The organism is Bradyrhizobium sp. WYCCWR 13022, assembly GCF_030435535.1.
Taxonomy (GTDB): Bacteria; Pseudomonadota; Alphaproteobacteria; order Rhizobiales; family Xanthobacteraceae; genus Bradyrhizobium.
In genome coordinates, this window is record NZ_JAUIZJ010000043.1 from 40075 (window position 1) to 63326 (window position 23252).

28 protein-coding genes are annotated in these 23252 nt (G+C 64.3%); 7 read left to right on the forward strand and 21 right to left on the reverse strand.

What is annotated here, in order from left to right; genetic code table 11:
* The first annotated feature begins 14 nt into the window (after positions 1–14).
* Both QY049_RS35900 and QY049_RS35905 read left to right on the forward strand, forming a co-directional pair.
* The gene (locus tag QY049_RS35900) at positions 15–284 is read left to right on the forward strand and encodes a hypothetical protein (protein ID WP_258762754.1); all 270 of its coding nucleotides are present in this window, start codon (positions 15–17) and stop codon (positions 282–284) included.
* Between the two features lie 95 nt (positions 285–379).
* The gene (locus QY049_RS35905) at positions 380–613 is read left to right on the forward strand and encodes a hypothetical protein (RefSeq protein ID WP_194477214.1); all 234 of its coding nucleotides are present in this window, start codon (positions 380–382) and stop codon (positions 611–613) included.
* A 62-nt stretch (positions 614–675) separates the two neighbouring features.
* Here QY049_RS35905 and QY049_RS35910 read toward each other — a convergent pair whose 3' ends face one another.
* From QY049_RS35910 to QY049_RS35920, 3 genes are read right to left on the reverse strand one after another with little or no spacing between them, the layout of a single operon-like run.
* Positions 676–873 (reverse strand): hypothetical protein, encoded by a 198-nt coding sequence (locus QY049_RS35910; protein WP_258762755.1) that lies wholly within the window; start codon positions 871–873, stop codon positions 676–678.
* A 35-nt stretch (positions 874–908) separates the two neighbouring features.
* Entirely contained in the window at positions 909–1118 is a 210-nt protein-coding gene (locus QY049_RS35915) for a hypothetical protein (protein ID WP_258762756.1), read from the reverse strand.
* A 33-nt stretch (positions 1119–1151) separates the two neighbouring features.
* Entirely contained in the window at positions 1152–1364 is a 213-nt protein-coding gene (locus QY049_RS35920) for a hypothetical protein (protein WP_258762757.1), read from the reverse strand.
* A 115-nt stretch (positions 1365–1479) separates the two neighbouring features.
* Here QY049_RS35920 and QY049_RS35925 point away from each other — a divergent pair, with 115 nt between their 5' ends.
* Both QY049_RS35925 and QY049_RS35930 read left to right on the forward strand, forming a co-directional pair.
* Complete coding sequence (locus QY049_RS35925; RefSeq protein ID WP_194477218.1) at positions 1480–1674, forward strand: DUF3072 domain-containing protein; 195 nt, start codon at positions 1480–1482, stop codon at positions 1672–1674.
* 97 nt (positions 1675–1771) lie between these two features.
* Complete coding sequence (locus tag QY049_RS35930) at positions 1772–2041, forward strand: DUF6496 domain-containing protein (RefSeq protein ID WP_258762758.1); 270 nt, start codon at positions 1772–1774, stop codon at positions 2039–2041.
* A 12-nt stretch (positions 2042–2053) separates the two neighbouring features.
* Here the strand turns inward: QY049_RS35930 and QY049_RS35935 are convergent, their stop codons facing one another.
* Together QY049_RS35935 and QY049_RS35940 are read right to left on the reverse strand one after the other, a co-directional pair.
* A complete protein-coding gene (locus tag QY049_RS35935; RefSeq protein WP_194482819.1) occupies positions 2054–2416 on the reverse strand; it encodes a hypothetical protein in 363 nt (120 codons plus the stop codon).
* 276 nt (positions 2417–2692) lie between these two features.
* Positions 2693–4228, reverse strand: a complete 1536-nt coding sequence (locus QY049_RS35940; protein WP_258762759.1) for a Do family serine endopeptidase — start codon at positions 4226–4228, stop codon at positions 2693–2695.
* A gap of 213 nt (positions 4229–4441) precedes the next feature.
* Between QY049_RS35940 and QY049_RS35945 the strand changes: the two genes are divergently transcribed.
* Positions 4442–5278, forward strand: coding sequence for a universal stress protein (locus QY049_RS35945; protein WP_258762760.1), 837 nt, complete (start codon positions 4442–4444; stop codon positions 5276–5278).
* Between the two features lie 23 nt (positions 5279–5301).
* Here the strand turns inward: QY049_RS35945 and QY049_RS35950 are convergent, their stop codons facing one another.
* The 11 genes from QY049_RS35950 to QY049_RS36000 all read right to left on the reverse strand — a co-directional run bounded on the left by QY049_RS35950 (position 5302) and on the right by QY049_RS36000 (position 17610).
* Positions 5302–5514: a hypothetical protein gene (locus tag QY049_RS35950; protein WP_258762761.1), complete on the reverse strand. Its 213-nt coding sequence runs from the start codon at positions 5512–5514 to the stop codon at positions 5302–5304.
* Positions 5515–5670: 156 nt separating this feature from the next.
* Positions 5671–7542: a bifunctional diguanylate cyclase/phosphodiesterase gene (locus QY049_RS35955; RefSeq protein WP_258767025.1), complete on the reverse strand. Its 1872-nt coding sequence runs from the start codon at positions 7540–7542 to the stop codon at positions 5671–5673.
* Between the two features lie 2 nt (positions 7543–7544).
* A complete protein-coding gene (locus QY049_RS35960; protein ID WP_301270495.1) occupies positions 7545–8696 on the reverse strand; it encodes an FIST signal transduction protein in 1152 nt (383 codons plus the stop codon).
* A 179-nt stretch (positions 8697–8875) separates the two neighbouring features.
* Positions 8876–9613: a ribulose-phosphate 3-epimerase gene (rpe, locus tag QY049_RS35965; protein ID WP_258762763.1), complete on the reverse strand. Its 738-nt coding sequence runs from the start codon at positions 9611–9613 to the stop codon at positions 8876–8878.
* Entirely contained in the window at positions 9610–10542 is a 933-nt protein-coding gene (cbbX, locus tag QY049_RS35970; protein WP_258762764.1) for a CbbX protein, read from the reverse strand. Before cbbX ends, rpe begins: the two co-directional genes overlap by 4 nt.
* Before the next feature lie 95 nt (positions 10543–10637).
* Positions 10638–11045 (reverse strand): ribulose bisphosphate carboxylase small subunit, encoded by a 408-nt coding sequence (locus tag QY049_RS35975; protein ID WP_258762765.1) that lies wholly within the window; start codon positions 11043–11045, stop codon positions 10638–10640.
* A gap of 12 nt (positions 11046–11057) precedes the next feature.
* Entirely contained in the window at positions 11058–12518 is a 1461-nt protein-coding gene (locus QY049_RS35980) for a form I ribulose bisphosphate carboxylase large subunit (protein WP_194477228.1), read from the reverse strand.
* A gap of 31 nt (positions 12519–12549) precedes the next feature.
* Positions 12550–13635: a class II fructose-bisphosphate aldolase gene (fba, locus tag QY049_RS35985; RefSeq protein WP_258762766.1), complete on the reverse strand. Its 1086-nt coding sequence runs from the start codon at positions 13633–13635 to the stop codon at positions 12550–12552.
* 14 nt (positions 13636–13649) lie between these two features.
* Positions 13650–15671, reverse strand: a complete 2022-nt coding sequence (gene tkt, locus QY049_RS35990) for a transketolase (RefSeq protein ID WP_258762767.1) — start codon at positions 15669–15671, stop codon at positions 13650–13652.
* Between the two features lie 13 nt (positions 15672–15684).
* Entirely contained in the window at positions 15685–16560 is an 876-nt protein-coding gene (locus tag QY049_RS35995; protein ID WP_194477231.1) for a phosphoribulokinase, read from the reverse strand.
* Between the two features lie 12 nt (positions 16561–16572).
* Positions 16573–17610, reverse strand: coding sequence for a class 1 fructose-bisphosphatase (locus QY049_RS36000; RefSeq protein WP_258762768.1), 1038 nt, complete (start codon positions 17608–17610; stop codon positions 16573–16575).
* 119 nt (positions 17611–17729) lie between these two features.
* Between QY049_RS36000 and QY049_RS36005 the strand changes: the two genes are divergently transcribed.
* Complete coding sequence (locus QY049_RS36005) at positions 17730–18707, forward strand: LysR family transcriptional regulator (RefSeq protein WP_258762769.1); 978 nt, start codon at positions 17730–17732, stop codon at positions 18705–18707.
* Positions 18708–18955: 248 nt separating this feature from the next.
* Here the strand turns inward: QY049_RS36005 and QY049_RS36010 are convergent, their stop codons facing one another.
* The 5 genes from QY049_RS36010 to QY049_RS36030 form a co-directional block, all read right to left on the reverse strand.
* Positions 18956–19153 carry a hypothetical protein gene (locus tag QY049_RS36010; protein ID WP_258762770.1) on the reverse strand — a complete coding sequence of 66 codons (198 nt, stop codon included), beginning with the start codon at positions 19151–19153 and terminating at the stop codon, positions 18956–18958.
* Between the two features lie 137 nt (positions 19154–19290).
* The gene (locus QY049_RS36015) at positions 19291–19632 is read right to left on the reverse strand and encodes a DUF4118 domain-containing protein (RefSeq protein ID WP_246755592.1); all 342 of its coding nucleotides are present in this window, start codon (positions 19630–19632) and stop codon (positions 19291–19293) included.
* A 217-nt stretch (positions 19633–19849) separates the two neighbouring features.
* Positions 19850–21043 (reverse strand): MFS transporter, encoded by a 1194-nt coding sequence (locus tag QY049_RS36020; RefSeq protein WP_258762771.1) that lies wholly within the window; start codon positions 21041–21043, stop codon positions 19850–19852.
* Positions 21044–21110: 67 nt separating this feature from the next.
* Positions 21111–21665 (reverse strand): TetR/AcrR family transcriptional regulator, encoded by a 555-nt coding sequence (locus QY049_RS36025; protein ID WP_258762772.1) that lies wholly within the window; start codon positions 21663–21665, stop codon positions 21111–21113.
* 141 nt (positions 21666–21806) lie between these two features.
* On the reverse strand, positions 21807–22763 hold the full coding sequence (locus QY049_RS36030; protein WP_258762773.1) for an N-carbamoyl-D-amino-acid hydrolase: 957 nt from the start codon (positions 22761–22763) through the stop codon (positions 21807–21809).
* Positions 22764–22992: 229 nt separating this feature from the next.
* Here QY049_RS36030 and QY049_RS36035 point away from each other — a divergent pair, with 229 nt between their 5' ends.
* Entirely contained in the window at positions 22993–23217 is a 225-nt protein-coding gene (locus QY049_RS36035; RefSeq protein WP_258762774.1) for a hypothetical protein, read from the forward strand.
* Positions 23218–23252: the final 35 nt, after the last annotated feature.

Here is a 23252-nt window from a genome sequence, read left to right on the forward strand (position 1 = left end):
CGATCGGCAGTTCCATGCGCGCGAAAAAGTCACCCGAGAAGTCGCCAAGCCTGGTCTCTCCCACCGGCGCCATCAGGCTGATGACGCAAGCGATGATGGGGGCTGCCTTCGGTCTCGCCTTCACGCTTGCGCTCATTCTGGCCAATCCTGCGGTTGCAGAACTGCTGAACCATGGCGGCCGTGCGGCGGCTTTCGTCTTTGTCGGCACGATGGTGACGACGTTTGCCATCGGTGCCGCGCTGACAGGCGTCGTGTTCATTCTCAACGAGAACAAGGAATCTTGAAGCGCGCGTGAAACGCACGCGGCGCTTTCTTCGGAACTCCCGCGACAAATGGCGGTTGGCTGCCTGCGTCAATTCAACTCAGGGAGTTCCCTCGCATGAAGACGACCAAGCTCGCTCTCGCCGTGATGCTGGCCACCGGCCTCGCCGCCGCGCCGTTTGCCGCGCAGGCCAAGTCGCACAAGAAGCATCACGCTTCCATGTCGCAGACGACGACGGGCGCCAACATGAAGAAGACCGTTCCGCCCGATGCGTCCGGCCAGGGCGGTGCCGGCCCCGGCAGCGATCAGGGCGGCAGCATGACCAAGCCCCAGAACGGAATGAGCAAGTAAGCTCGCGCTCGCAGTAACAGGAAGCCCCGCGACGACGCGGGGCTTCTTTCCCTCACCACCACCTACATGGCGGTCGGTGCGCGGGTCAGAGCGTCTCGCCTGGCCCGCTCCAAATCCTCGAGAGAGCAATGATCCTCGCGCGCGACGGCACGCAATCTCACGGCAACGCGTTCGCGCGTCGTCGTGTCCCACGGGGGTGTGCCTGCGCGGACATCGTCGAGCACCGCCTCCAGCAGAACAGTGATTTCGGCATCCGGCATTGACGGGCTCCGGCGTGTCGTGTTGCGCCACCGCTCTAGCTGCGTCTGATGTCGGTGACGTCAAGGCGGTGACTTGCGGAGCTTGCCTTCACGAGATGGTCGAGCTGTGCCCGCTTGCGTACAATCAGGAGCTGGGCTGCGGCATCGTCGAGCCCCTCTCGCTGCAACTGCCTGATGGCGGAGCCCAATTCGAGGATCTCGGCGCGCAGCTTCAGAATCCGGTAGGCGTCCGGGTCTTCTTCCACCGTCTGCCTCCATACGCCAGCTACGTGGTTGTCTCAGCAGCGCGTCGTCGGTCTGCTTACGCCTTTCAACGGACGGAGGCGCATCCGGTCGCGGATGTCGGGCAGCACCTCGCCGCCGCCAGCGGCCTTCCATTCGCCGATCAGGAGATTGATTTTCCGGCGCAGCTCCATCTGCGCCTGGGCCCGTTCGGTGCAGTCGCGGTCGCGATTGACGAAATCGCGCACGGACGCCTCGACATCGGCCATCTCGAGCCTCAAGGCGCTGATTTTACGTCGAATTTCATTAATTCTGTTGTCCATGGCTTGTTAGAACAAAATAAGAACATATAGTCAAGCCATGAAATCGCGAGGGAGAGCGGACATGCAGGTTCAGGGTAAATACGATGCCAAGGTTTTTCTCATGGAGCAGATGACCCGGGCGCAGGGGCTGCGGCTGAAGCGGCTGAGCGAAGAGGCCTACCAGCCTGCGCAATATGATCGCGGTCTGTCCTCTGCCGAAGCCGCGCGCCGGATCCAGGTGCTCGAGGCCGAGATCGAACTCGCAAACTCGTTCTAAGACGCGCCGGCCGGTGCTTTGCTGAGGCGCGCAGCCGCGCATTTGGAACGTAGCGTCAGCACTGCTGTTTCTCTTCGAGAGCCAACGGAGAGAATCGATGGCACGCAAGGCGAAGAAGCGCCGTTACTCACGCAGCGCCAGCAGTGATGTCGAGCGCGAGATGCGGCGCTACAAGAAGGGCACTGCGAAGAGCGGCCCCGGCGGTCGCGGCGGACGCGTGAAGAGCCGCAAGCAGGCGATCGCGATCGGCCTGTCGGAGGCGCGCGCGAAGGGCAAGAAGGTGCCGAAGAGGGCGACTAAGCGAAAAACGTCCAAAAAGAAGAAGACGAGCAGGAAGAGTTCGAAGCGCAAGTCCGCCACGCGGTGACGCCGAGCGGCGTCAGATCATGCTGCCGGGCATGAAGCAGCGGATCGAAACGCCGAACACCGTCTTGACCGGCCAGACCATGGTGCGGCCTGCGCGGTTCGGTTCGGTGATCACGGCTGCGTCGGGCACCTCGATCCACTCTCCATCGAGACGGACCCGGTAATGCCCGTTGAGCGAGTCCCAATCGGGATCGGCAACGGCAACACCATCGGCATCGGAGCAGCACGGGCCGATCTGGCTGCGCAGGCTGTCGAACCACGGTTTGAGCGGCGAGTCGGCGAAACGACCGTCATCGCGCCCCATGACGCTTCCGGCCGACAGCACCAGCGGCGCCGCGAGCAGCGCAAGCTTCAGCGAGAGCTTCAATCGATCCATGTCGGCACCGATCAAATGCGAACCACCGGCCGGGTCCACAAGGCAGCCGGGCGTCCGAAGTTCCACTCCTGCAATCCACCTCGGGTGGCTTCATTGCCGCCGAAGCACAACACACTAGTCGGAAGTCTGACGAGCGAACGCGGCTTTTTCGGACGAACCGGTCATCATTCCTGCCGTTAACGAGAATGTTATCGGTCGCCTGTGGGTATGTCGCTCGTGCGCATGAAAAAGGCGGCCCGCAGGCCGCCTTTTGAATTTGCCGTCACGGCCACGAGATCAGGCGAGCGGCACCGCGACGAAGCGGGTCGCATCCGCGTTCTTCACCTGCAGCAACACGCTGTTCTTGCCTGACGATTTGGCCTGCGCCAGTTCGGAACGAACGTCGCCGACATTGGCAACGGTCTTGCCCCCGACATTGAGAATGACGTCACCGGTCTGGATGCCGCGCTGCGCCGCCGGCCCCTGCGGGTCGACCTCGGTGACGACGACGCCCTTCTGGCCTGCCCCCTCGACGTCGCCGGCCGGCGCCAGGCTGAGGCCGAGCCGCGGCGTGCCGGGGCCCTGCTGCATCTTGCCATCGTCAGCCTTGGCCTGCCGCTCGTTCGGCAGTTCGCCGAGCGCCAGCGTCACGGTCTTGGTGTCGCCCTTGTGGACGACGTCGAGCTTCACGGACGACCCCGGCGCCAATCCGGCGATGGTGCGGGCGAGATCGCGGGAGTCCTTGATCGCGGCGCCGTTGACGGCGGTGATGACGTCGCCTGCCTCGATGCCGGCCTTCGCGGCCGGGCTGCCGTCCTGCGGGTTGTCGACGATCGCGCCGCGCGCCGCCTTGAGGCCGAGGCTGTCGGCGATCTCGGCGGTCACCGGCTGCACCTGCACGCCGAGCCAGCCGCGGGTGACGGTGCCCTTGTCCTTCAGCTGCGCGACGACGAGTTTGGCCGTCGAGGACGGAATGTCGAAACCGATGCCGACCGAGCCGCCGGACGGCGAGTAGATCGCGGTGTTCACGCCGATCACATTGCCGTTCATGTCGAAGGCCGGACCGCCGGAATTGCCCTTGTTGATGGGCGCGTCGATCTGGATGAAGTCGTCATAGGGACCGTTGCCGATGTCGCGGCCGCTGGCCGAGACGATGCCGGCGGTCACGGTGCCGCCGAGGCCGAAGGGATTGCCGACCGCGACCACCCAGTCGCCGATCCGCGGCTTCTGGTCCGAGAATTTCACGAACGGAAAGTCCTTCTTGCCGTCCACCTTGATCAGCGCGAGGTCGGTCTTCGGATCGGTGCCGACGACCTTCGCGGTGTAGATGGTGCCGTCGTCCATCGTCACCCGCACGGACTCGGCGTGGTCGACGACGTGATTGTTGGTCACGGCATAGCCGTCGGCGGAGATGAAGAAGCCGGAGCCCTCGCCCGTGATCATCTGGTGACGCTGGTGCGGCATGCCGTTCATGCCACCCGGAAAGCGGAAGCCGAACTGCCGCGAAAACTGGTCGAACGGAGAATCCTCGTCCTGATCCATCCGGTTCTGTTGCAGCATTGCGCTCTTGTCGTTGTCCTGGTCGATCTTCACCCGCACCGAGATGACGGCGGGCTTGACCTTGCTGACGAGGTCGCCGAAGCCCGGCGGGGTGGTCGCGCTTTCAGCGGCCTGCGCGGGCGAAATCAGGGAGGACACGCCGAACGGCGTTGAAGCGGGCGAAGCCGCCAGCACGGCCACGCCGAGCGCAGCCGCGGTGCCGAGCAGCGCGAGGCGGCGCGGCTTCAGGATTGTGCGGGTCTTGGTGGTGTCGGAATTGACGCGATCGATCATGTCGAAATGTCCATGTTGGGTAAGTCGCCTTGCACCCAACATGGTCCTCGTCACCTTACGACGTCCCGTCCGCACGATTAATTCTTGGCAAAGAAAGCTGCGGCCGGCGGCCGCACGAAAAAATCCTCGCCGCGGATTTGATACAGCTCAACGCGAGCCCTGCGGGCGGTGAAACACTTCGACCATCGGATGATGCCCATCGGAGACCTCGCCATGTACAAAGACATTCTCGTCCATATCCCGACCGAGCGACCGATGCGCGCCGTCATTGACGGCTCGATCTCCCTCGCAGCGAGCCTCAACGCCCACGTCGATGCGGTCGCGGTTGGCTATGTCGCAAGCACCGCAGCCTATGTGATGGAGGGCGGAGCTGCCGTGGCGGCCGTGTTCGAGATGGAACGGGAGCGCGCCGTCGAGCGGGCCGAAGCTGCCCTTGCAGTCTTCAGGACCGAAGCGGCGAACGCCGATATCTCCAGTACCTGCCACCCGCTAGGCGCAATTCCCGCGGATGCAGCCACCTCGCTCGGCGAGATGGCGCGGCTGCACGATCTCAGTGTCGTACTCCAGCCGGATCCCGAGCAGGTGACGTTCGACAACGACATCCCCCGCGAGATCCTGTTCCAGGCCGGCGGCCCGGTACTGTTCCTGCCATATACCTTCCGCGGGACCTTCAAGGCAAAGCGGATCGGCATCTGCTGGGATGGCAGCCGCGTCGCAGCGCGTGCGTTGCGCGACGCAGCAACGTTCCTGGCACGCGCCGAGCAGATCGTGATCCTTGCGATCAACGAGCCCGACACCGCTGCTGGCGACGTCTCCGCCAGCAACCTGGCGAGACATCTCGGACGGCGCGGCCTGTCGACCCGCACGGTCAGCCTCACGGCCGCGCGCGCTGATATCCAGCCGACCATCCTGTCCCTGGCCGCCGACGAGAACCTCGATCTACTGGTGATGGGCGGCTACGGCCATTCCCGATTGCAGGAGCGCTTTCTCGGCGGTGTCACGCGCGCCATGCTGGAAGCCATGACGATCCCGACCTTGATGTCGCACTAACGAAGGCGGAACAGCCCGCCCCTTCATGCGGCGGCGGGGGCTTCCCACGCGGCAGCTTCGATGGCGCCGTCTTCGCGTTGCGCATTGCATGCGTCGAAATGCGCCTTCAGCGCGATCTCGGCGAGATATTCGAAATGTTCGGCCTGACCGAGCAATTCCCAGTTCTGCAGCGGTCGATAGGCCGCCTGCTGGCGACAGAGGGATGCCAGCGCGCGGTAGCGACGTACGTTCTCCATGAGACCCTCCCTCGCATTCACTGGGCTTATTGCCCTGATTTGCGTCACGCCGATGGCAATTGTGCAAAACATTTTCTGTCCGCACAGCCCCGCTTAACTCAGGTCAACTTTCAGGAAACGCGCAGACGCATGCTGGTTCCTGGAACCTATTTAATTTTAGGCGTAGAGACGGCGCTCGACTTTGATGCCGATCAAACCAAAATATTGTTCGATCGGTCCGGGCCGGCCGATGAGATAGCCCTGCATTTCCTCGCAGGCTTCCCCTTCCAGGAAGGCGCGCTGCGCCTCCGTCTCCACGCCTTCGGCAACGACCGGGATGTGAAGGGCGTGCGCGAGACTCAGGACCGCGCGGACGATTTCGGCCGATTGCGGCGTCGCCTCGAGGTTCAGGATGAAGCTGCGGTCGATCTTGATCTTGTCGAACGGGAACGACTGCAGATAAGACAGCGACGAGTATCCGGTGCCGAAATCGTCCATCGCTATGCGGATGCCGAGCGCCTTCAGCCGTCGCAGCAGATTGAGCGCGCGGGTGAAATCCCCGATCAGCACGCCCTCGGTGATCTCGACCGCGAGCCGCGTCGGCGCAAGACCCGTCTCCAGCAGGATCTGGTGGATGGACCGTTCGAGGTCGCCGGCCTGGAACTGGACCGGCGAAAGATTGACCGCGACCTGCAAGGGCCGCGGCCAGGATGCCGCCTCCCGGCAGACCTGCCGCAGCACCCATTCGCCGATCTCGGTGATCAGCCCGTTCTCCTCGGCGAGCGGAATGAACTGATCGGGCGGCACGAAGCCGCGCGTGGGATGGTTCCAGCGCACCAGCGCCTCGAAGCCGATAATCTCGCCATCCATCCGCGCCTGTGGCTGGAAATAGACCAGGAGCTCGTTCTGCTCGAGCGCTAGGCGCAGATCATGCTGCAACAGCCTGCGATCGCGCAGCTCCCGGTCCATCTCGGTTTCGAAGAAGCAAACCCTGCCCCGCCCCTCGCGCTTGGCGCGATAGAGCGCGGAATCGGCGTTCGCAAGCAACGTCGCTGCGTCGACGCCATCGTTCGGATAGACCGCGATGCCGACACTGAGGCCGACATGGGAGAGGTAATCGTCGACCTCGAGCTCCTTGCCGATCGCCTCGACCAGGCGTTCGGCCAGCGACAGCACATCTTCGCGCCTGATGTCGTCGGGCATCAGGATCATGAACTCGTCGCCGCCGATGCGGGCGACGAAGGCGCCGTCGGCCTCGGAAACGAGGCGCTCGGCGGCGGCGCGCATCATCATGTCGCCGACGGGATGGCCGAACACGTCGTTGACATCCTTGAAGCGGTCGAGATCGAGGCTCAGCACCGCGAAACTGGTTGACGCCTCCTGCGCCTGCTCCAGCCGCTCGGCCAACGCTTCGCTGAAAGCGCTGCGGTTTGGCAGGTCCGTGAGCGCATCGTGATGCGCCAGATGGCTGATCCGCGCCTCGTTGGTGATCCGCTCGGTGACGTCCTCGATCACGCCGACCAGATATTGCGGCGCGCCGTTACTATCCCGGACCAGCAGCTTGCGCGAATTGACCACGCGATCGCGGCCGTTGACGCCGACCTTGAGCCGATGCCCTTCCAGGACCATCGGTGAGCCGGTCTCGACGACGAGACGGTCCTGCTCGTCGACGAAGCGGGCGACATCGTCGGGAAAGAGCTGTTCGGGCGTCTTGCCCAGCATCTCGTCCCGGGGCATGCCGTAATACTCCTCGCCGGCACGGTTGAGCAGGATGTAGCGAGAATCCCGCGCATCCTTGGCGAACACGGCGATCGGGATGTTCTCGATGATGCTGTCGAGAAACTCGCGCGCGCGCAACAGGTCCTGCTCGGCGCGCTTATGCGTCTGCTCGAGTTCCTCGATCATCAGCGTGATGGCACGGTCGGTACGGCGGCGATCCCGGTCGCTCTCCTCGTAAGCCGCGCCGACAAGCTCTCCGAGCCTGGTCATATCGACCCGCCCGGACTCGTCCGTCAATTGCCTGATCTGCCTGGCCAACAGGCGATGCATGGTCACGCGGCCGCCTCCGCGATGACGGTGACGGTCATGGTCTGGTTATGCAGCTCGCAGCGACCGGAAGCCGCGGGAGGTGCGATCTCGCCGTAGGAGTAGAAACCGATGCGGGTGACATCGTCGCCGAGCTCGGCGGCAACCGCGTCGAGCTCATCCTGCGTACGCTGGCCCATCACCTTGCGACGACCGGTACAGCTTACCAGGATCGCCAGCTTGTCGCCCGCGACCTCATCCGCAAGCGCTTCCCGCGCCTGCCGGCCCGCCTCGCCGGCACCTGCGGCGAGGCTGTCGAAATTCGCCCGCATCAATTGCGCGGTGCAGCCCTCGGGAATGTCGGCCGCAAACGTCAGCGTGCGCGCGTCGCGATCCACCGCAAATACCGAGCGCACAATCTGTCGCTCCGGCGCGGCCTCGTCATGAATCCGCAAGGGAAACGCCAGGCCAGAACCCGGCATCGCCGCGGCCTCCTCCTCGCCGAGATAGCGGGTGTAGAGATCGAGCGGCGGCTCACCGTCGAGTTCCACGACGACAGCGCCGTTCGACTTCGTCACCTTACGCCGTGGGCCGAACACGTCCCAGCCACCGGCACAGCCATGCGCGAAACGGAAGGACGCGCCATAGAAGCCGATCGCCGCAATGCGGTTCGGCCGCGGTTCGCCGTCGCCTCCGACCAATGTCCGCTCGAGCCTTGCTCCGTCGCCCGCGAGTCCGCCGGTCACCGGCACTTCGGGCCCCAATACCTCGGCGATCCCGGCAATCAGTTCGTTGCCGTTCACGTTCAATCCATCGGAGAGGACGAACACGCCGGCGAGGTCCGGCGCCGCCAATTGACGGGCGAGATGCATGCCGCAAACCCGCGATGTCCCGCGAGACCCGATCGTCTCGTTCACCACCCGCACGCGCGTCCGTGCGAAATGCAGGGCGACGGCGACGATCACGTCGTCGGCAATTTCGTCGCCATGAATCTGGCCACCGGTGCTGCAACCGACGATGTGGCTGTCGGGATAGAAGCCGCGCAGCTCGCGATAACGCTCGCCGCTCGCCAATCCCTCACGACTGCCGAAATAAAGGACGAGCTGAGGAGACTCGCACAGGGCATTCGCTCCGCGCCAGCCATGGGCAGCATTCCAGTGGCGATATTGAATCTGCATCCCACGCTCTCTGCGATCCTTGAACCACAGATTGCGGCGCAGCGCATTGCATCGCTGTTAATCCGGCGCCAGCTTCACCACCGTTGGTTACCCCGGCATGAAAGCCGTTGCGGAGTCGCAACCGTTTCTCCGTAGGACCCCGGGGAACGATCGCGTGCGCGAAGGTCGCCTTCCGCAATCTAACGGACGAGCACGCGTTCTCCGACACCTACCCGCTGCGTGGAACCATCCTGCAATTCCGGAACCCGGCCGCCCTCCGCAGCAATCCTGATGGCTGCGATGTTGGCGGCATAGTCCGCACTACTCTTGCCGCGGAACACCGCGGAACCGGCGACAAGCGTGTCGGCACCGGCGGCGGCAACCGCGCCGGCATTGTCGCGCGTGACGCCGCCATCGACCTCGAGCCGGATCGGCCGATCGCCGATCATGCTTCTGATGCGCGCGATCTTCTCGAGCTGCGAGGCGAGGAATGACTGGCCACCGAAGCCAGGATTGACCGTCATCACCAGCACGAGGTCGAGACGGTCGAGCACATATTCGATCGCGCTCTCGGGCGTCGACGGACACAGGCTGACGCCGGCCTTCTTGCCGAGCCCGCGGATCGCCTGGAGCGAACGGTCGAGATGCGGGCCTGCCTCGGCATGCACGGTGATGACGTCTGCGCCGGCCTTCGCGAACGCCTCGAGATAGAGATCAACGGGCGCGATCATTAGATGCACGTCGAAGATCTTCTTCGTCACCGGCCGGATCGCCTTGATGACATCGGCGCCAAAACTGATGTTCGGCACGAAGTGGCCGTCCATGACATCGCAATGGATCCAGTCGGCACCGGCCAAATCGATGCTTGCGATCTCCTCGCCGAGACGCGCGAAGTCCGCCGCCAGGATCGAGGGGGCGATGACGATCTCCCGGGTCATGGCTTTGCGCTCCTTGCATCGGCCCCGCCCGAGAACACGCGGCTCGCCAGCACGTCCATGGGATCGATGGTTTCGAGATCGGCGACGTCGAGCATGCGGTCGAGATCCGACACCAGGCGGTCTGCCTGCCGCAGGCGGATACGATCGACGGCGTTGCGGATCGAGCGGGCGTTGGAAAAGAACGGCTGGGTCCGGCGCAACGCAATGTACTGCTCGAAGGCCTGGCGCGCTGCCGCCGAGAAACGATAGCCGCGCTCCTTCAACATCAGTTCGGCAATGAACAGCAGTTCGGTTTCCGCATAGTCGGGAAATTCGATGTGATGGGCAATGCGCGAGCGGAAGCCGGGATTCGACGCGAAGAAGCTCGTCATGCGCTCGCCGTAGCCAGCGAGGATCACGACGAGGTCCTCACGCTGGTTCTCCATCACCTGAAGCAGGATCTCGATTGCCTCCTGGCCGTAGTCGCGCTCATTGTCCGGGCGATGCAGGTAGTAGGCCTCGTCGATGAACAGCACGCCGCCCATCGCCTTCTTCAGTATCTCTTTCGTCTTCGGCGCGGTGTGGCCGATATATTGCCCGACCAGGTCGTCGCGCGTCACCGAGATCACCTGTCCACGCCGAACGAAACCGAGCCCGTGCAGGATCTTTGCCATGCGCAGCGCCACCGTGGTCTTGCCGGTGCCGGGATTGCCGGTGAACGACATGTGCAGCGTCGGCGGCGCTGCTGCGAGGCCAGCGCGCTGGCGGATGCGCTCGATCAGCAAGAGCGAAGCGATCTGGCGCACGCGGCTCTTGACCGGCTTCAGTCCGATCAGCTCCTGCTCGAGCTGTTGCAACGTGTCGGTGATCCCGGCTGCCTCGGCCTCCTTGCGGAGATCGAATGTGGTCTCGTTCGGCTCGGTGGTCGTTGCATTGGGCATGTCAAGCATCGGCGCCTCGAAGAAAGAAGCTTCGCCGCGGGGCGGCGGCGAAGCAGTGATCCGCCAAGGAAACGGAGCAGGGAGGCTCCGCGCGGAGAGGATAATCAGGTCGATGTGTGCGCGGCCGGCTTGCGCACGGTAGTGTAGCGGATCGCGCGCCCCCCCACCTCCTGCCGCACCAGTTCGAATTCGGCTTCCTGCTTGGGCCGGTTGACGATGAACGAGATCCGGACCGACTCCCAACCGTGGCTGGAATCGAAGCCGCTGATGCGGATGTAGCGGTCGCCATACACCCTGCGGCATTCGGCAAGCTCCATCATCACGCCGGCAGCGTCCTGGAGATCGAACATCGGCAGGCCCCACATCTCCCAATAGGTGCTGCGGGGATGCGGATCGTCGGTGAACTCGATGTTCACCGCCCAGCCGTTGGCGAGGCAGTATTGCACCTGCTTGGTGATCTGGTCGTCGGTCAGATCAGGCAGGAACGAGAAGCAACCTTGGGTCAGTTTCATCGTCAAAACTCCTCAGACGGTTTCCAGCGCTGTCGGCACGAAGTCCGGCGTATCCGTGGATTGATAGTTGAAAGTGACGTCCTTCCAGACTTCGAGCGCCGACTTCAGCGGCGTGCAGGTCTGTGCCGCCCTGGCCAGGATCTCCGGCCCCTCGTGGACGTAGTCGCGGCCCTCGTTGCGGGCGAGGATCATCGCTTCCAGCGCCACGCGGTTGGCGATCGCGCCGGCCGCAATGCCCATGGGATGGCCGATGGTGCCGCCGCCGAATTGCAGCACGACGTCTTCACCGAGCAGATCGAGCAGCTGATGCATCTGGCCGGCATGGATGCCGCCGGAGGCGACCGGCATCATCTTGTTCAAGCTCGCCCAGGATTGGTCGAAGAAAATGCCGTGCTCGAGCCTGGTCGGATTGAACTCCTCGCGGCAGACATCATAGTAGCCGCGCGTGGTGTTCGGGTCGCCTTCGAGCTTGCCGACCACCGTGCCGGCGTGGATGTGGTCGACGCCCGCAAGCCGCATCCATTTCGCGATGACGCGGAACGACACGCCGTGGCTCTTCTGCCGTGTATAGGTGGAGTGACCGGCGCGGTGCAGATGCAGGATCATGTCGTTGCGGCGCGCCCATTTCGCCATGGACTGGATCGCGGTGTAGCCGATCACGAGGTCGATCATGACGATGCACGAGCCGAGCTCTTTCGCGAACTCCGCGCGCTCGTACATGTCCTCCATCGTTGCAGCGGTGACGTTCAGATAGGTGCCCTTGACCTCGCCCGAGGCGGCCTGCGCGCGGTTCACGGCCTCCATGCAATAGAGGAAACGGTCGCGCCAGTGCATGAAGGGCTGCGAGTTGATGTTCTCGTCATCCTTGGTGAAGTCGAGCCCGCCCTTCAGCGCCTCGTAGACCACGCGGCCGTAATTGCGGCCTGAAAGACCGAGCTTCGGCTTTACGGTTGCGCCCAGCAGCGGCCGGCCGAACTTGTCGAGCCGCTCGCGCTCGACGACGATGCCCGTTGCAGGTCCCTGGAATGTCTTCACATAGGCGACGGGGAAGCGCATGTCTTCCAGGCGCAGCGCCTTGAGCGGCTTGAAGCCGAAGACGTTGCCGATGATCGATGCCGAGAGATTCGCGATCGAACCGGGCTCGAACAGGTCGAGATCATAGGCGATATAGGCGAAATACGAGCCGGGAGCGCCCGGCACAGGATCGACGCGGTAGCATTTTGCACGGTACTTCTCCGCCGCGGTCAGGCGATCGGTCCACACCACCGTCCAGGTCGCAGTCGAGGATTCGCCGGCGACGGCCGCCGACGCCTCGATCGGGTCAACGCCCTCCTGCGGCGTCACGCGGAACAGTGCGATGACATCCGTGTCCTTTGGCGTATATTCGGGCTCCCAATAGCCCATGCGCGCGTATTCCATCGTGCCCGAGCGATAGCGCTCCTTGCCGCGGACGGTTCCTGCATGTGCATTCATGGCTCTCTCCTGCTCTTCTCTCTCTGAATGATTAGGCCGCGACCGGCTCGCGGGCGTCGATACGCGGATCGAGCTCGCCGGCGCGGTAACGCCGCGCCATCTCGCTCAAGGGAATGACCTTGATCTTGCTGGCATGGCCCGCCGTTCCGAACTGCTCGAAACGGTCGCGGCAGAGCTCGCGCATCGCGTCCATCGCGGGTTTCAGGAATTTGCGCGGATCGAACTCGGAACGCGATTGCGTGGCAACCTTCCGGAACACCGCGGTCATCGCCAGACGACAATCCGTATCGATGTTGACCTTGCGCACGCCGCTCTTGATGCCGCGGACGATCTCCTCGACCGGCACGCCCCAGGTCTGCGGCATCTCGCCGCCAAACTGGTTGAACATGTCCTGGAGCGGCTGAGGCACCGACGAGGAGCCGTGCATCACCAGATGCGTGTTCGGTAATCGTCGATGGATCTCCTCGACCACCCGCATCGCCAGGATGTCGCCGTCGGGCTTGCGACTGAACTTGTAGGCGCCATGCGAGGTGCCCATTGCAATCGCAAGCGCGTCGACCTTGGTGGCACGGACGAAGTCCACAGCCTGGCCGGGATCAGTCAGCAACTGGTCGTGACTGACCTTGCCCTCGACACCATGGCCGTCTTCCTGCTCGCCGCCACCATGCTCCAGCGAGCCAAGCACACCGAGTTCGCCTTCGACGGAGGCGCCGACCCAATGGGCAAGATCGACGACGCGTCGGGTGATCGCGACGTTGTAGTCGTAGTCGGCCGCCGTCTTGGCGTCGGCCTCGAGCGAGCCGTCCATCATCACCGAGGTAAAGCCATGGGCGATGGCGGAGGCGCACGTCGCCTCGTCATTGCCGTGGTCCTGGTGCATGCAGAGCGGAATGTCCGGATAGGTCCGCTCCAGCGCGTCGATCATATGCGAGAGCATGAGATCGCCTGCATAACTGCGCGCACCGCGCGAAGCCTGGATGATGACGGGCGCATCGACTTCGGCGGCCGCCTGCATGATCGCGATGCCTTGCTCCATGTTGTTGATGTTGAACGCCGGCACTGCGTAACCATGGGACGCGGCATGATCGAGCAGCTGGCGAAGGGTGATACGGGCCACGAACATTCCTCCTGTTATTGCTTGCGAACGCGGGCGATGGTCCGGCGGGCGGCCTCGGCTATGCTTTGCGGCGTGATGCCGAACTCGCGGTAGAGCACCGGCGCAGGCGCAGAGGCGCCGAAGCCGCGCATACCGACGAACTCGCCGTCCGCACCGATCCAGCGATGCCAATCCCCGACAACGGCAGCCTCGATGCCGACGCGAGGAGCCGTGCCGAGCACGGCGGCGCGATAGTCATCGGTTTGCTCTTCGAACAGAGCGAAGCATGGCGCGGACACGACAGCGGCACGGATATGCTCAGTCGCTAGCAGGCGGGCAGCTTCGAGCGCGATCGAGACTTCCGAGCCAGTCGCCATCAGCGTCACGTCGCGGCCGCCGTCGGGCGAGACGATCAGATAGGCGCCGCGGGCGACCCGGTTCCGGCCGCGGACATCGCTGCGAAAGGTCGGCAACGCCTGGCGCGACAGGCACAGCACGGAAGGACGGTCCTTCGCTTCGAGCGCGCAGTCCCAGGCCTCCAGCGTCTCGACCGCGTCGGCGGGGCGGAACACCAGCAAGTTGGGAATGACGCGCAGCGCCGCGAGATGCTCGACCGGCTGATGCGTCGGGCCATCCTCCCCGAGGCCAATGGAGTCGTGCGTCATCACATGGATGACGCGGAGCCGCATCAGGGCCGCAAGGCGGATCGCCGGCCGGCTGTAGTCGGAGAAGGCGAGGAACGTGCCGCCATAAGGTATGAAGCCGCCATGCAGCGCCAGGCCGTTCATCGCAGCGGCCATGCCGTGCTCACGGATGCCGTAGTGGATGTAGTCGCCGGCGAACGCATCGCGCTTGACGGGCGCCTGTGCCTTGGCATGCGTCAGGTTCGAATGGGTCAGGTCAGCCGAGCCGCCGACCAATCCGGGGATGGTCCCGGCAATGCCGTCGAGCACCTGCTGCGAGGCCTGCCGCGTCGCAAGCTTGGGACGTTCGCTGGCAAAGCGCTCGCGCAATTTTGCCGTGGCCTGGGCATAGGCGTGCGGCAGGGCAACCGACTTGCCCTCGATGAACAGTTCGCGCTGCTCGGGCGTCGCGTGTTCATAGCGATCAAGCCAGGCGAGACGCTCGACCTGCCCGCGTTGGCCGATCATCCGCCACGCCTTTGCGACGGTGACAGGCACGACGAAGGGTTGATAATCCCAGCCAAGTGTCCGTCGCGCAGCCGCAGCCTGCTCGGTGCCGAGCGGCGCGCCATGCGCCTTCTCGGTGCCCTGCCGATCCGGCGCGCCGTAACCGATGATGGTGCGGCAGGCGATCAGCGACGGTTTTTCGGTTTCACGTTCTTCCGCAATCGCCTCTGCGACGGCTTCGGGATCGTGCCCATCGACGCGGCGCACGGACCAGCCGGACGCCGCGAAGCGCGCCAGTTGATCATCCGAGGTCGCAAGCGACGTCGGCCCGTCGATGGAGATGCCATTGTCGTCGAACAGCACGATCAGGCGGCCAAGTCCGAGGTGGCCGGCGAGCGAGATCGCCTCCTGGCTGATGCCTTCCATGAGACAGCCGTCACCAGATATCACATAGGTGAAGTGATCGACGAGGCCGTCGCCATGCCGCGCGTTCGCCATGCGCTCGGCCAGCGCCATGCCGACGGCGGTCGCGATCCCCTGCCCCAACGGACCGGTCGTGGTCTCGACGCCGGGCGTGTGACCATATTCCGGATGTCCCGGCGTCTTGGAGCCCCATTGCCTGAAGGCCTTGATGTCATCGAGGCTGACTTCTCCACCGGTAAGGTGCAGCAGCGCATAGAGCAGCATCGAGCCGTGGCCGGCCGAGAGCACAAAACGGTCGCGGTCCGGCCAGCTCGGATGCGCCGAGTCGAATTTGAGGAAGCGCGAGAACAGCACGGTCGCGACATCGGCCATTCCCATGGGTAGTCCAGGATGACCTGACTGCGAGGTCTCGATGGCGTCGACCGCGAGGAAGCGGACGGCGTTGGCAAGATCGCTGTGCGCGACGGCCGTGAGGTCGGCGTCGGCATGAACCGAGATGTTCATCAGATCCTCCTTTTCACTTCAGGCTGCGCTTGCGCTCGATCAGCTGCATGATCAGCGGCGTCAGGATGAGCTGCATTGCGAGATCGAGCTTCGCGCCCGGACACACGATCGAATTCGCGCGGGACATCCAGCTGTGCGGCAGCATCGAGAGCAGATAGGGAAAATCGATGCCGCGCGGATTCTTGAAGCGGATCACGACCATCGATTCGTCCGGCGTCGGGATCCAGCGTGCGATGAACGGATTTGACGTATCGACCGTCGGCACACGCTGGAAATTGATGTCGGTCTCGGTGAATTGCGGGCAGATGTAGTGGATGTAATCCGGCATCCGCCGCAGGATCGTGTCGGTGACGGCCTCGGTCGAATAGCCGCGCGCGCTGCGGTCACGATGCAGCTTCTGGATCCATTCGAGATTGATCACGGGCACGACGCCGATCTTGAGGTCGGCATAGCGGGCGACGTTGACCCTGTCGGTGACGACGGCGCCGTGCAGGCCCTCGTAGAACAAGAGGTCCGAGGTCTCCGGCAGCTGCTTCCATTCGGTGAAGGTGCCGGGGGCAGCGCCATGCAGCGCGGATTCCTCGGCGTCGTGCACGTAGTGCCGCGTCGTCGCCGTGCCGGTCTCGCCATAGTCGCGGAAGGCGCGTTCGAGTTCCTCGAACAGATTGGTCTCGGGGCTGAAATGGCTGAAATGCTTGTTGCCGCGTTCAGCCTCGGTCGCCATCTGCGCGCGCATCTCGGCGCGGTCGTAACGATGGAAGGCATCGCCCTCGATGTAGACGGCGTTGACCTTCTCGCGGAAGAAGATCTGCTCAAAGGTCTTCTTGACCGAGGTGGTGCCGGCGCCGGACGAGCCGGTGATGGAGATGATCGGATGCTTCCTCGACATGGGTCACCCCGCTCACAGCCGGAAGAAGCCGCGCCGCGCGAACAGCGGTGCGGAGACGCTGGCGACCGGCAGTGGATCGCAGTGCAGCTCGGCGACGCGCCGCACCTCGTTGCTGGAGCCCATGACCAGCGGGACGCGCTGGTGCAGGCTTTTCGCCGAGAGATCGAGGATGCGCTCGCGACCGGTCGAGGCGGAGCCGCCGGCCTGCTCGATGATCATGGCCATCGGGTGCGCTTCGTAGACGAGACGCAAACGGCCGTCGCCGTAGCCTGGCCGCGCGTCGGAGGGATAGAGGAACACGCCGCCGCGGGTCAGGATGCGATAGGCCTCCGCGACCAGTGAGCCGATCCAGCGCATGTTGAAATTGTGGTTCGCAGGTCCCTCGACGCCGGCGAGGCATTCGTCGACGAAGGCGCGCACCGGCGGATCCCAATGGCGGCGATTGGAGACGTTGATCGCAAACTCCTCGCAAGCCTCGGAGATCTGCACGGCGCTGCGCGCGAGACGGAAGCAGCCGGCCCTGCGATCGAGCGTGAAGATGTCGACGCCATCGCCCAGCGTCAGCACCAGCGAGGTCTGCGGACCGTAGGTGACGAAACCTGCGGCCAGTTGCGCTGAGCCGCGCTGATGGAACGCGAGACCGAGATCATCCGGCGCCGGCAGGATCGAGAAGATCGTGCCGACGGTCATGTTGAGGTCGATGTTGGAGGAGCCGTCGAGCGGATCGATCGCAACGCAGATCTTGGCTTCGCGGTCGCCAATCTGCGGCTCGCGCATCTCTTCGGACACCAATGCCGCGATCGGCAGCCTGCCGAGGCAGCGCCGCAGGATCGCATCCGCCTGGACGTCCAGATTGCGCTGGATATCGCCGTCGCTGTTGCGGCCGGTGGTGAGGCCGGAGGCGTCCGCGAGGTCGCCAGTGGCGATGAGGTCGGCGATCTCGATTGCCGCAGCGGCGATGGCATCGACAGCGGCCGCCACGGCCAAGGCATGCGGCGCCGTCTCGGAATAGCGTTGAAGGTGGTCGTCCAGCCTGAGTTGCCCGGTCATCTGCGTCCATCCCCTTGTGGGTGCCGCATCCAGTTCCCTCCTTTCGGGAGGTTGGTGCGGTCTGTCCCAGCACGAGGAGATTGACAGCGTCGGCTTAATAAGGAAAATTTCTATTCATAATGAGTGTCAAAGAATTTTCTTATAATGGACCCGCCCATGCGGCGAGCCAGCTCCGGCATCTGACGATCCGGCAGCTGCGTTCCCTTGCGGCGCTCTCAGCCAAGGGCAGCGTCACCGCGGCCTCGGCCCAGCTCGGGCTGACCCAGCCGGCCGTGACCCAGCAGCTCCGGCAGCTTCAGGACCTAGCGGGATTACCTCTGGTGCAGCGGACCGGGGACGGCATGCTGCTGACGGAAGCTGGCCGGGAGGTGTTGGCGCTCGCCGAGCGCGTCGAGGCTGCGATCACGGATTGCCAGGGCGCGCTCGACCTGCTTGCCGGCAAGACCGGCGGCACGGTGCATCTCGGCGCGGTCTCGACCGCGAAATATTTCGTGCCGCACGCGATCGCGGCGTTCTCCAAGCGCTCGCCGAAGATCGAGATCAAGCTCACCATCGGCAATCGCGAGGAGATCCGCGAGGCCATGCACGGCTACGACCTCGATTTCGCGGTGATGGGTCGGCCACCGGCCGACGTCAGCGTCGATGTGCGGCAGCTCGGGCGTAATCCGCACATCATCGTCGCGCGCAAGGGGCATTGGTTGGAGAAGGATTCAGGGCTCAGCCTGACCGATCTGGTCCACGAGACCTTCCTCACCCGCGAGCCCGGATCGGGCACGCGCACGCTGATGGAGGGGATGTTTCAGAAGTCCGACCTCGAGCCGATCATCGGCATGGAGATGAGCAGCAACGAGACCATCAAGCAAGCCGTGATCGCCGGGCTCGGCATCGCCTTCATCTCGGCCCACACGGTGGCGCATGAACTCGCCGAGGGTCGTCTGATCGTGCTCGATGTCGCGGGTTTGCCGATCGTCCGGCAATGGTACGTGATCCGCCGCAGCGACAAGGTGCTGCTGCCCCCGGCGCAGGCGATGTTCGATTTTCTGGGATCGGAAGGGGCGAACTATCTGCCCGAGGTGCCCGATTTCGGCGAGCGATAGCGCTCAGGCCATCAGCTTCATCGCGACCGTCGCCGCCAGGATGACGATGATCTGGAGCAGACGCTGTGTCGTGAAGATGCGGTTGAAGGTGGTCATCGCGCGTCCCGGCCGTCGTGAAGGAGATCCGAGCGGGTTGCTAGCATACGCGCGCAGCTCGGTAACTCCGTAGTAGCCACGACCCCCGCTCGCGACCTGTTCGCCGGAACCCTGCGGTAGCGCTCGACCAGGCTGTCGAGCTTCCTTGACGCTCAGGCCGCGAGCGGTGCCGCGTAGTCCGTGCGCGCGGCGAAATAGGCTTCCAGCTCCAACAGCGCGCGGGCTTCCCACTCGCTGGCCTGCTCGAGCAGCGACCAGCGCTGGCTCGGCCGAAACGCCGCGGTCTGCCGATAGAGCGATGCGATGCCGCGATAGCGGCGCACGTTCTCAAAAATGGCGTGTCCGTTCATGACGAAAACTCCCTCGTATTCCCGCGGGAGAAATTGCGGCCAAATCTTTTTTGAAAAGTTAGCGGCTCGAGCCGAGCGTGCGGATGGTTGCCCAACTGTTGCGCAAGCGCAACGGGCCGGTCACGCGCGGCACCTGTCTATTGCGAATTCGTTGCCGCGCTCTCGCCCGACGGCTTCAATCGACCGCTTCTGTTGATGGTCATGGTCGCACGGCAGAGATCGGCAAGGCCGATCAGAAGCACGGCAAGCAGGCAAAAGAAATTGACGGAATCCGCGTTCGCGGCGGAGAGCGACGTGAACGCGAAGAAAGGCGGGATGAACACCCACCACACCAGCGGAACGGTGAGCACGGCGGCAAACACCGCCGCCGGCGTGCCCGCGACGATGCCGAGCACGAACAGGCCGGGCAGGAAGGCCGCGAAATAGAGCTTTACGCCGAGCGCGACGCAGATGCCTTGAAGCGCAGCCGACGCTGCCACGACGATGAATCCGAGCAGAAATGCCTGCCACGACCATGGTCGTACTCGCGATACGCCAACCAGTCCCGCACGCCTCATAAGGCCTCCCCTGCAGCCATTAACCAAGCCGCTTGCGACCAAAGTACTACAGGCGCAGGGAATGCGCGAGATGGAAATTGCCCCCTCCGGATCGCCCTCTCAGCCGCTTGGTAAACAGCCTCGACACACAATCGTACCGCTACTCAGTGACCGCGTAGAGCAAGCTGGCAGCAGGCAGCGCAAGGCCAATGGCCGAGGCCAGCGCCCAGCCGCCCTGCGCGAACGCCCAGGCGCCGAGCGCGGATCCGGCGGCACCGGCCGCGAAGAACGTCGCCATATAGAGGCCGTTGAGGCGGCTGCGATGCTCGTGCCCGAGCACGAAGATGGCGCGAAAGCCCAGCACCACATTGCCCTGCACGCCGAAGTCGATCGCGATCGCCGCCACTACCAGACAGGCAAGATTGAGCATCGATCCGGCCGTGCCGACATGCGTCACCAGAAAACCCACCGCGACGAACAGCATTGCAGCGATCGTGGCGATGCGGCTATGGCCGCGATCGGCGAGCCGTCCCGCGATCGGCGCCGCGAACACACCGGACACGCCCGCGAGCGCGAACAGCGCAATGCCGCGCTGGGTGAAGCCGAATTGGCTGGCGAGTTGGAGCGGCATCACCGTCCAGAACAGGGTGAAGGCACCGAACAAGCCGGCCTGGTAGAGCGCGCGACGCCGGAGCAGCGGCGTGGTGCGCACCAGATGCGGCATCGACAGCAACAGCGTGCCGTAATGCATCCGCGCCACCGGCTTGCGCTTCGGCAGCGTGACGCGAAGCACGATCGCGAGCAAGATCATCAGCGCCGCCGAGCAGAAGAACACCGCGTGCCACGACAGCGCCGCGGTCACAAGGCTCGAGACCGGGCGCGCCAGCATGATGCCGAGCATCAACCCGGTCGAGACGTTACCGACGACGCGGCCACGAACAGCTTCCGGCGCCAGGTGTGCGGCGTAGGGAATGATGATCTGCACCGCGACCGAGCCGAGACCGATGAACAGCGCGGCGATCAGGAACGGGAGCGCATGCGTCGCGAACGCGGCCGCGAGCAGCGCGGCCGCCCCGAGCGTGATGACGGTGCAGATCAGCGCGCGGTTCTCGACGAGATCGCCCAGCGGCACGATGAAGAGCAATCCCGTGCCGTAGCCGACCTGGGTCATGGTCACGATCAGGCCCGCTGCTGCGTGCGACAAGCCAAGCGCGGCGCTGATCGGCGCGATCAGCGGCTGGGCATAGTAGATGTTGGCGGCGACCATGCCACAAGCCGCTGCAAGCACGAAGGTCAGGCGCTGCGACACCGCATCCGTTCCGGGCGCGGTCTCGATCGTGGCATTCATCGTCATTCCAAACTCTCCGACACTTCGACGTCTCCATGCATAGGAAACGTTCATTCCCTAATTTGACAAAGGTTCAGGCAAGCAGCTTGATCGCGACGCCGACCAGTCGCTCGCCGTCGAGCGGCAGGCGCGCCTTGCCGACGACGCGCAGGCCCTGCGTCATGCAGATCATCAGTCGCGCGGTGTCGTCGGCGTCGACATGGTCCGGAATCGAGCCGTCGGCCTGCCCCTCGCGGATGAGACCGGCAATGAAACTTTCGTTGGTCTTGAGCTGCGCCGCGACGCGCGCCCGCATCACCGGATCGACCGCCGAGAGCTCGACCGCACTGCCGACCACGATGCAGCCGCGGCGCCCCTCGATACCCTGGGAGTGCTCGACATAGGACAGCAGCACGTTGCGCACCCGCTCGCGACCATTCGCGCCGCGCGCGGCCGCACTGCGGGTCTGCTCGCCGCGCACCGCGGCGTAGCGCTCAAAGGCGGCGAGGAACACGGCATGCTTGTCGCGAAACGCCTTGTAGACGCTGCCGGTGGCAAGCCGCATCGCCGCCGTGAGGTCACCGATCGAGGTAGCGTGGTAGCCCCGTTCGCAAAACACCCTGACAGCGCCATCCAGCGCGGTATCCATGTCAAACTCCCGGGGACGACCGGGCGGGTGGGCGTACGGTTCGGATTTTCGGGCTGCTTTTCGCATCGCACCATAATAGGGAATGATCGTTTCCGAATAAAGACACGTGGTTGTGATCGGGGGCTGACGGCCACCCCCGTGTCACGTCCGCCGCACCGGCCTGCCGTCCGCCATGGTCGCGACGCCCTTCCGCTCGACGATCATGCCATAGGCCCGCGGCTGGCGATGGACGTCGAAGTTGAAGGTCGTGCGCTTGTAGGAATTGCAGAGGTCGAGATCGCAGCGGACCAGCGCGAGCTCATCGCCCTTGGTCGTGCATCTCGCGATGATCTCGCCTGACGGCGCGATGATGCAGCTGCCGCCGATGTGGTCGACGCCTTCTTCAACGCCGGCCTTGGCGACGCCGACGACGAAAGTGCCGTTCTGATAGGCGCCCGACTGCATCACCAGATGATTGTGGAACAAGGAGAGGTCGTCGTGCTCCGGCGCAGGCGGATTGTGCACCGGGGTGTTGTAGCCGATCATCACCATCTCGACGCCCTGCAGACCCATCACCCGATAGGTCTCGCTCCAGCGGCGGTCGTTGCAGATCGCCATTCCCATCACGCCGCCGAACGCATCGGCCACGCCGAAACCGGAGCCCGGCTCGAAATAGCGCTTCTCCAGATGCTGAAACTTGCGCCATGGCTCGTGCTCGGCATGCCCGGGCAAGTGAACCTTGCGGTATTTCGCAACGATCGCGCCGCTCTTGTCGACGAGGATCGACGTGTTGTAGCGGTGCGCGACACCGGCCTCGGCCGTGAGCTCGGCATAGCCGAGACAAAATCCGATTCCGATCTCGCGGGCGAGATCGAACAGCGCTTGCGTCTCCGCCCCCGGCATCTCGCGTTCGAAGAAGTGATCGATCTCGGCCTGGGCCTCGAAGTACCAGCGCGGAAAGAACGTCGTCAGCGCCAGCTCGGGATAGACGATCAGGTCGCAGCCGTTGGCGTGTGCCTGGCGCATCAGGGCCATCAGCCGCGCCACCACCGCGGTCCTCGTCTCCGTCCTCGCAATCGGGCCCAGCTGGCCTGCTGCGACGGTCACAAATCTCGCCACGAATTGCCCCTCGTTCGTTTCCCGGATCGCCCGGCCCACTATCGCGCATATGCAGGTTTTGCGCCGGTTCGCGCCGATGCTGGAAGATGAGCCAGCATGCGCCGGTATTCCAGGAACTTTCGTTGCCGATCTGCAACGGTTCCCGACGATCTAAGACCGGACAAAAGAAACGCCCATTGCGGCCACGAACCCTGCTCACAACGCCGTGAGACAAGTCAGGGGAACGACGATGCGCGCACAACGCGTTTGGAACGTGACTGGAGCTGCCAGCATCGGGCAGCTTCAGTCCAGATTGGACGATTTGAACAAGCGTCTCAGCCAGCTCGAGAGCCAGCATCCCGAGAGCTGGAAGATCGACGAGCTGAAATCGAGCGCACTCAGCCTGTCGCGGGAGATCGACGACATCCGCTGCGCCGAGGCGACCGCCGCGTTGCGGGACTTGCTGCGGAAGTAACCGGGCCGACGATTCGGAGCCGGCGAAGGAGGCCT

Excerpts from the sequence above, each read along its gene's own strand:
- QY049_RS35900 (WP_258762754.1), top strand. The coding sequence starts at position 15 with ATGCGCGCGAAAAAGTCACCCGAGAAGTCGCCAAGCCTGGTCTCTCCC.
- QY049_RS35905 (WP_194477214.1), top strand. The coding sequence starts at position 380 with ATGAAGACGACCAAGCTCGCTCTCGCCGTGATGCTGGCCACCGGCCTC.
- QY049_RS35910 (WP_258762755.1), bottom strand. The coding sequence starts at position 873 with ATGCCGGATGCCGAAATCACTGTTCTGCTGGAGGCGGTGCTCGACGAT.
- QY049_RS35920 (WP_258762757.1), bottom strand. The coding sequence starts at position 1,364 with ATGGCCGATGTCGAGGCGTCCGTGCGCGATTTCGTCAATCGCGACCGC.
- QY049_RS35925 (WP_194477218.1), top strand. The coding sequence starts at position 1,480 with ATGCAGGTTCAGGGTAAATACGATGCCAAGGTTTTTCTCATGGAGCAG.
- QY049_RS35930 (WP_258762758.1), top strand. The coding sequence starts at position 1,772 with ATGGCACGCAAGGCGAAGAAGCGCCGTTACTCACGCAGCGCCAGCAGT.
- QY049_RS35935 (WP_194482819.1), bottom strand. The coding sequence starts at position 2,416 with ATGGATCGATTGAAGCTCTCGCTGAAGCTTGCGCTGCTCGCGGCGCCG.
- QY049_RS35940 (WP_258762759.1), bottom strand. The coding sequence starts at position 4,228 with ATGATCGATCGCGTCAATTCCGACACCACCAAGACCCGCACAATCCTG.
- QY049_RS35945 (WP_258762760.1), top strand. The coding sequence starts at position 4,442 with ATGTACAAAGACATTCTCGTCCATATCCCGACCGAGCGACCGATGCGC.
- QY049_RS35950 (WP_258762761.1), bottom strand. The coding sequence starts at position 5,514 with ATGGAGAACGTACGTCGCTACCGCGCGCTGGCATCCCTCTGTCGCCAG.
- QY049_RS35955 (WP_258767025.1), bottom strand. The coding sequence starts at position 7,542 with ATGCATCGCCTGTTGGCCAGGCAGATCAGGCAATTGACGGACGAGTCC.
- QY049_RS35960 (WP_301270495.1), bottom strand. The coding sequence starts at position 8,696 with ATGCAGATTCAATATCGCCACTGGAATGCTGCCCATGGCTGGCGCGGA.
- rpe (WP_258762763.1), bottom strand. The coding sequence starts at position 9,613 with ATGACCCGGGAGATCGTCATCGCCCCCTCGATCCTGGCGGCGGACTTC.
- cbbX (WP_258762764.1), bottom strand. The coding sequence starts at position 10,542 with ATGCTTGACATGCCCAATGCAACGACCACCGAGCCGAACGAGACCACA.
- QY049_RS35975 (WP_258762765.1), bottom strand. The coding sequence starts at position 11,045 with ATGAAACTGACCCAAGGTTGCTTCTCGTTCCTGCCTGATCTGACCGAC.
- QY049_RS35980 (WP_194477228.1), bottom strand. The coding sequence starts at position 12,518 with ATGAATGCACATGCAGGAACCGTCCGCGGCAAGGAGCGCTATCGCTCG.
- tkt (WP_258762767.1), bottom strand. The coding sequence starts at position 15,671 with ATGAACATCTCGGTTCATGCCGACGCCGACCTCACGGCCGTCGCGCAC.
- QY049_RS35995 (WP_194477231.1), bottom strand. The coding sequence starts at position 16,560 with ATGTCGAGGAAGCATCCGATCATCTCCATCACCGGCTCGTCCGGCGCC.
- QY049_RS36000 (WP_258762768.1), bottom strand. The coding sequence starts at position 17,610 with ATGACCGGGCAACTCAGGCTGGACGACCACCTTCAACGCTATTCCGAG.
- QY049_RS36005 (WP_258762769.1), top strand. The coding sequence starts at position 17,730 with ATGAGTGTCAAAGAATTTTCTTATAATGGACCCGCCCATGCGGCGAGC.
- QY049_RS36010 (WP_258762770.1), bottom strand. The coding sequence starts at position 19,153 with ATGAACGGACACGCCATTTTTGAGAACGTGCGCCGCTATCGCGGCATC.
- QY049_RS36020 (WP_258762771.1), bottom strand. The coding sequence starts at position 21,043 with ATGACGATGAATGCCACGATCGAGACCGCGCCCGGAACGGATGCGGTG.
- QY049_RS36025 (WP_258762772.1), bottom strand. The coding sequence starts at position 21,665 with ATGGATACCGCGCTGGATGGCGCTGTCAGGGTGTTTTGCGAACGGGGC.
- QY049_RS36035 (WP_258762774.1), top strand. The coding sequence starts at position 22,993 with ATGCGCGCACAACGCGTTTGGAACGTGACTGGAGCTGCCAGCATCGGG.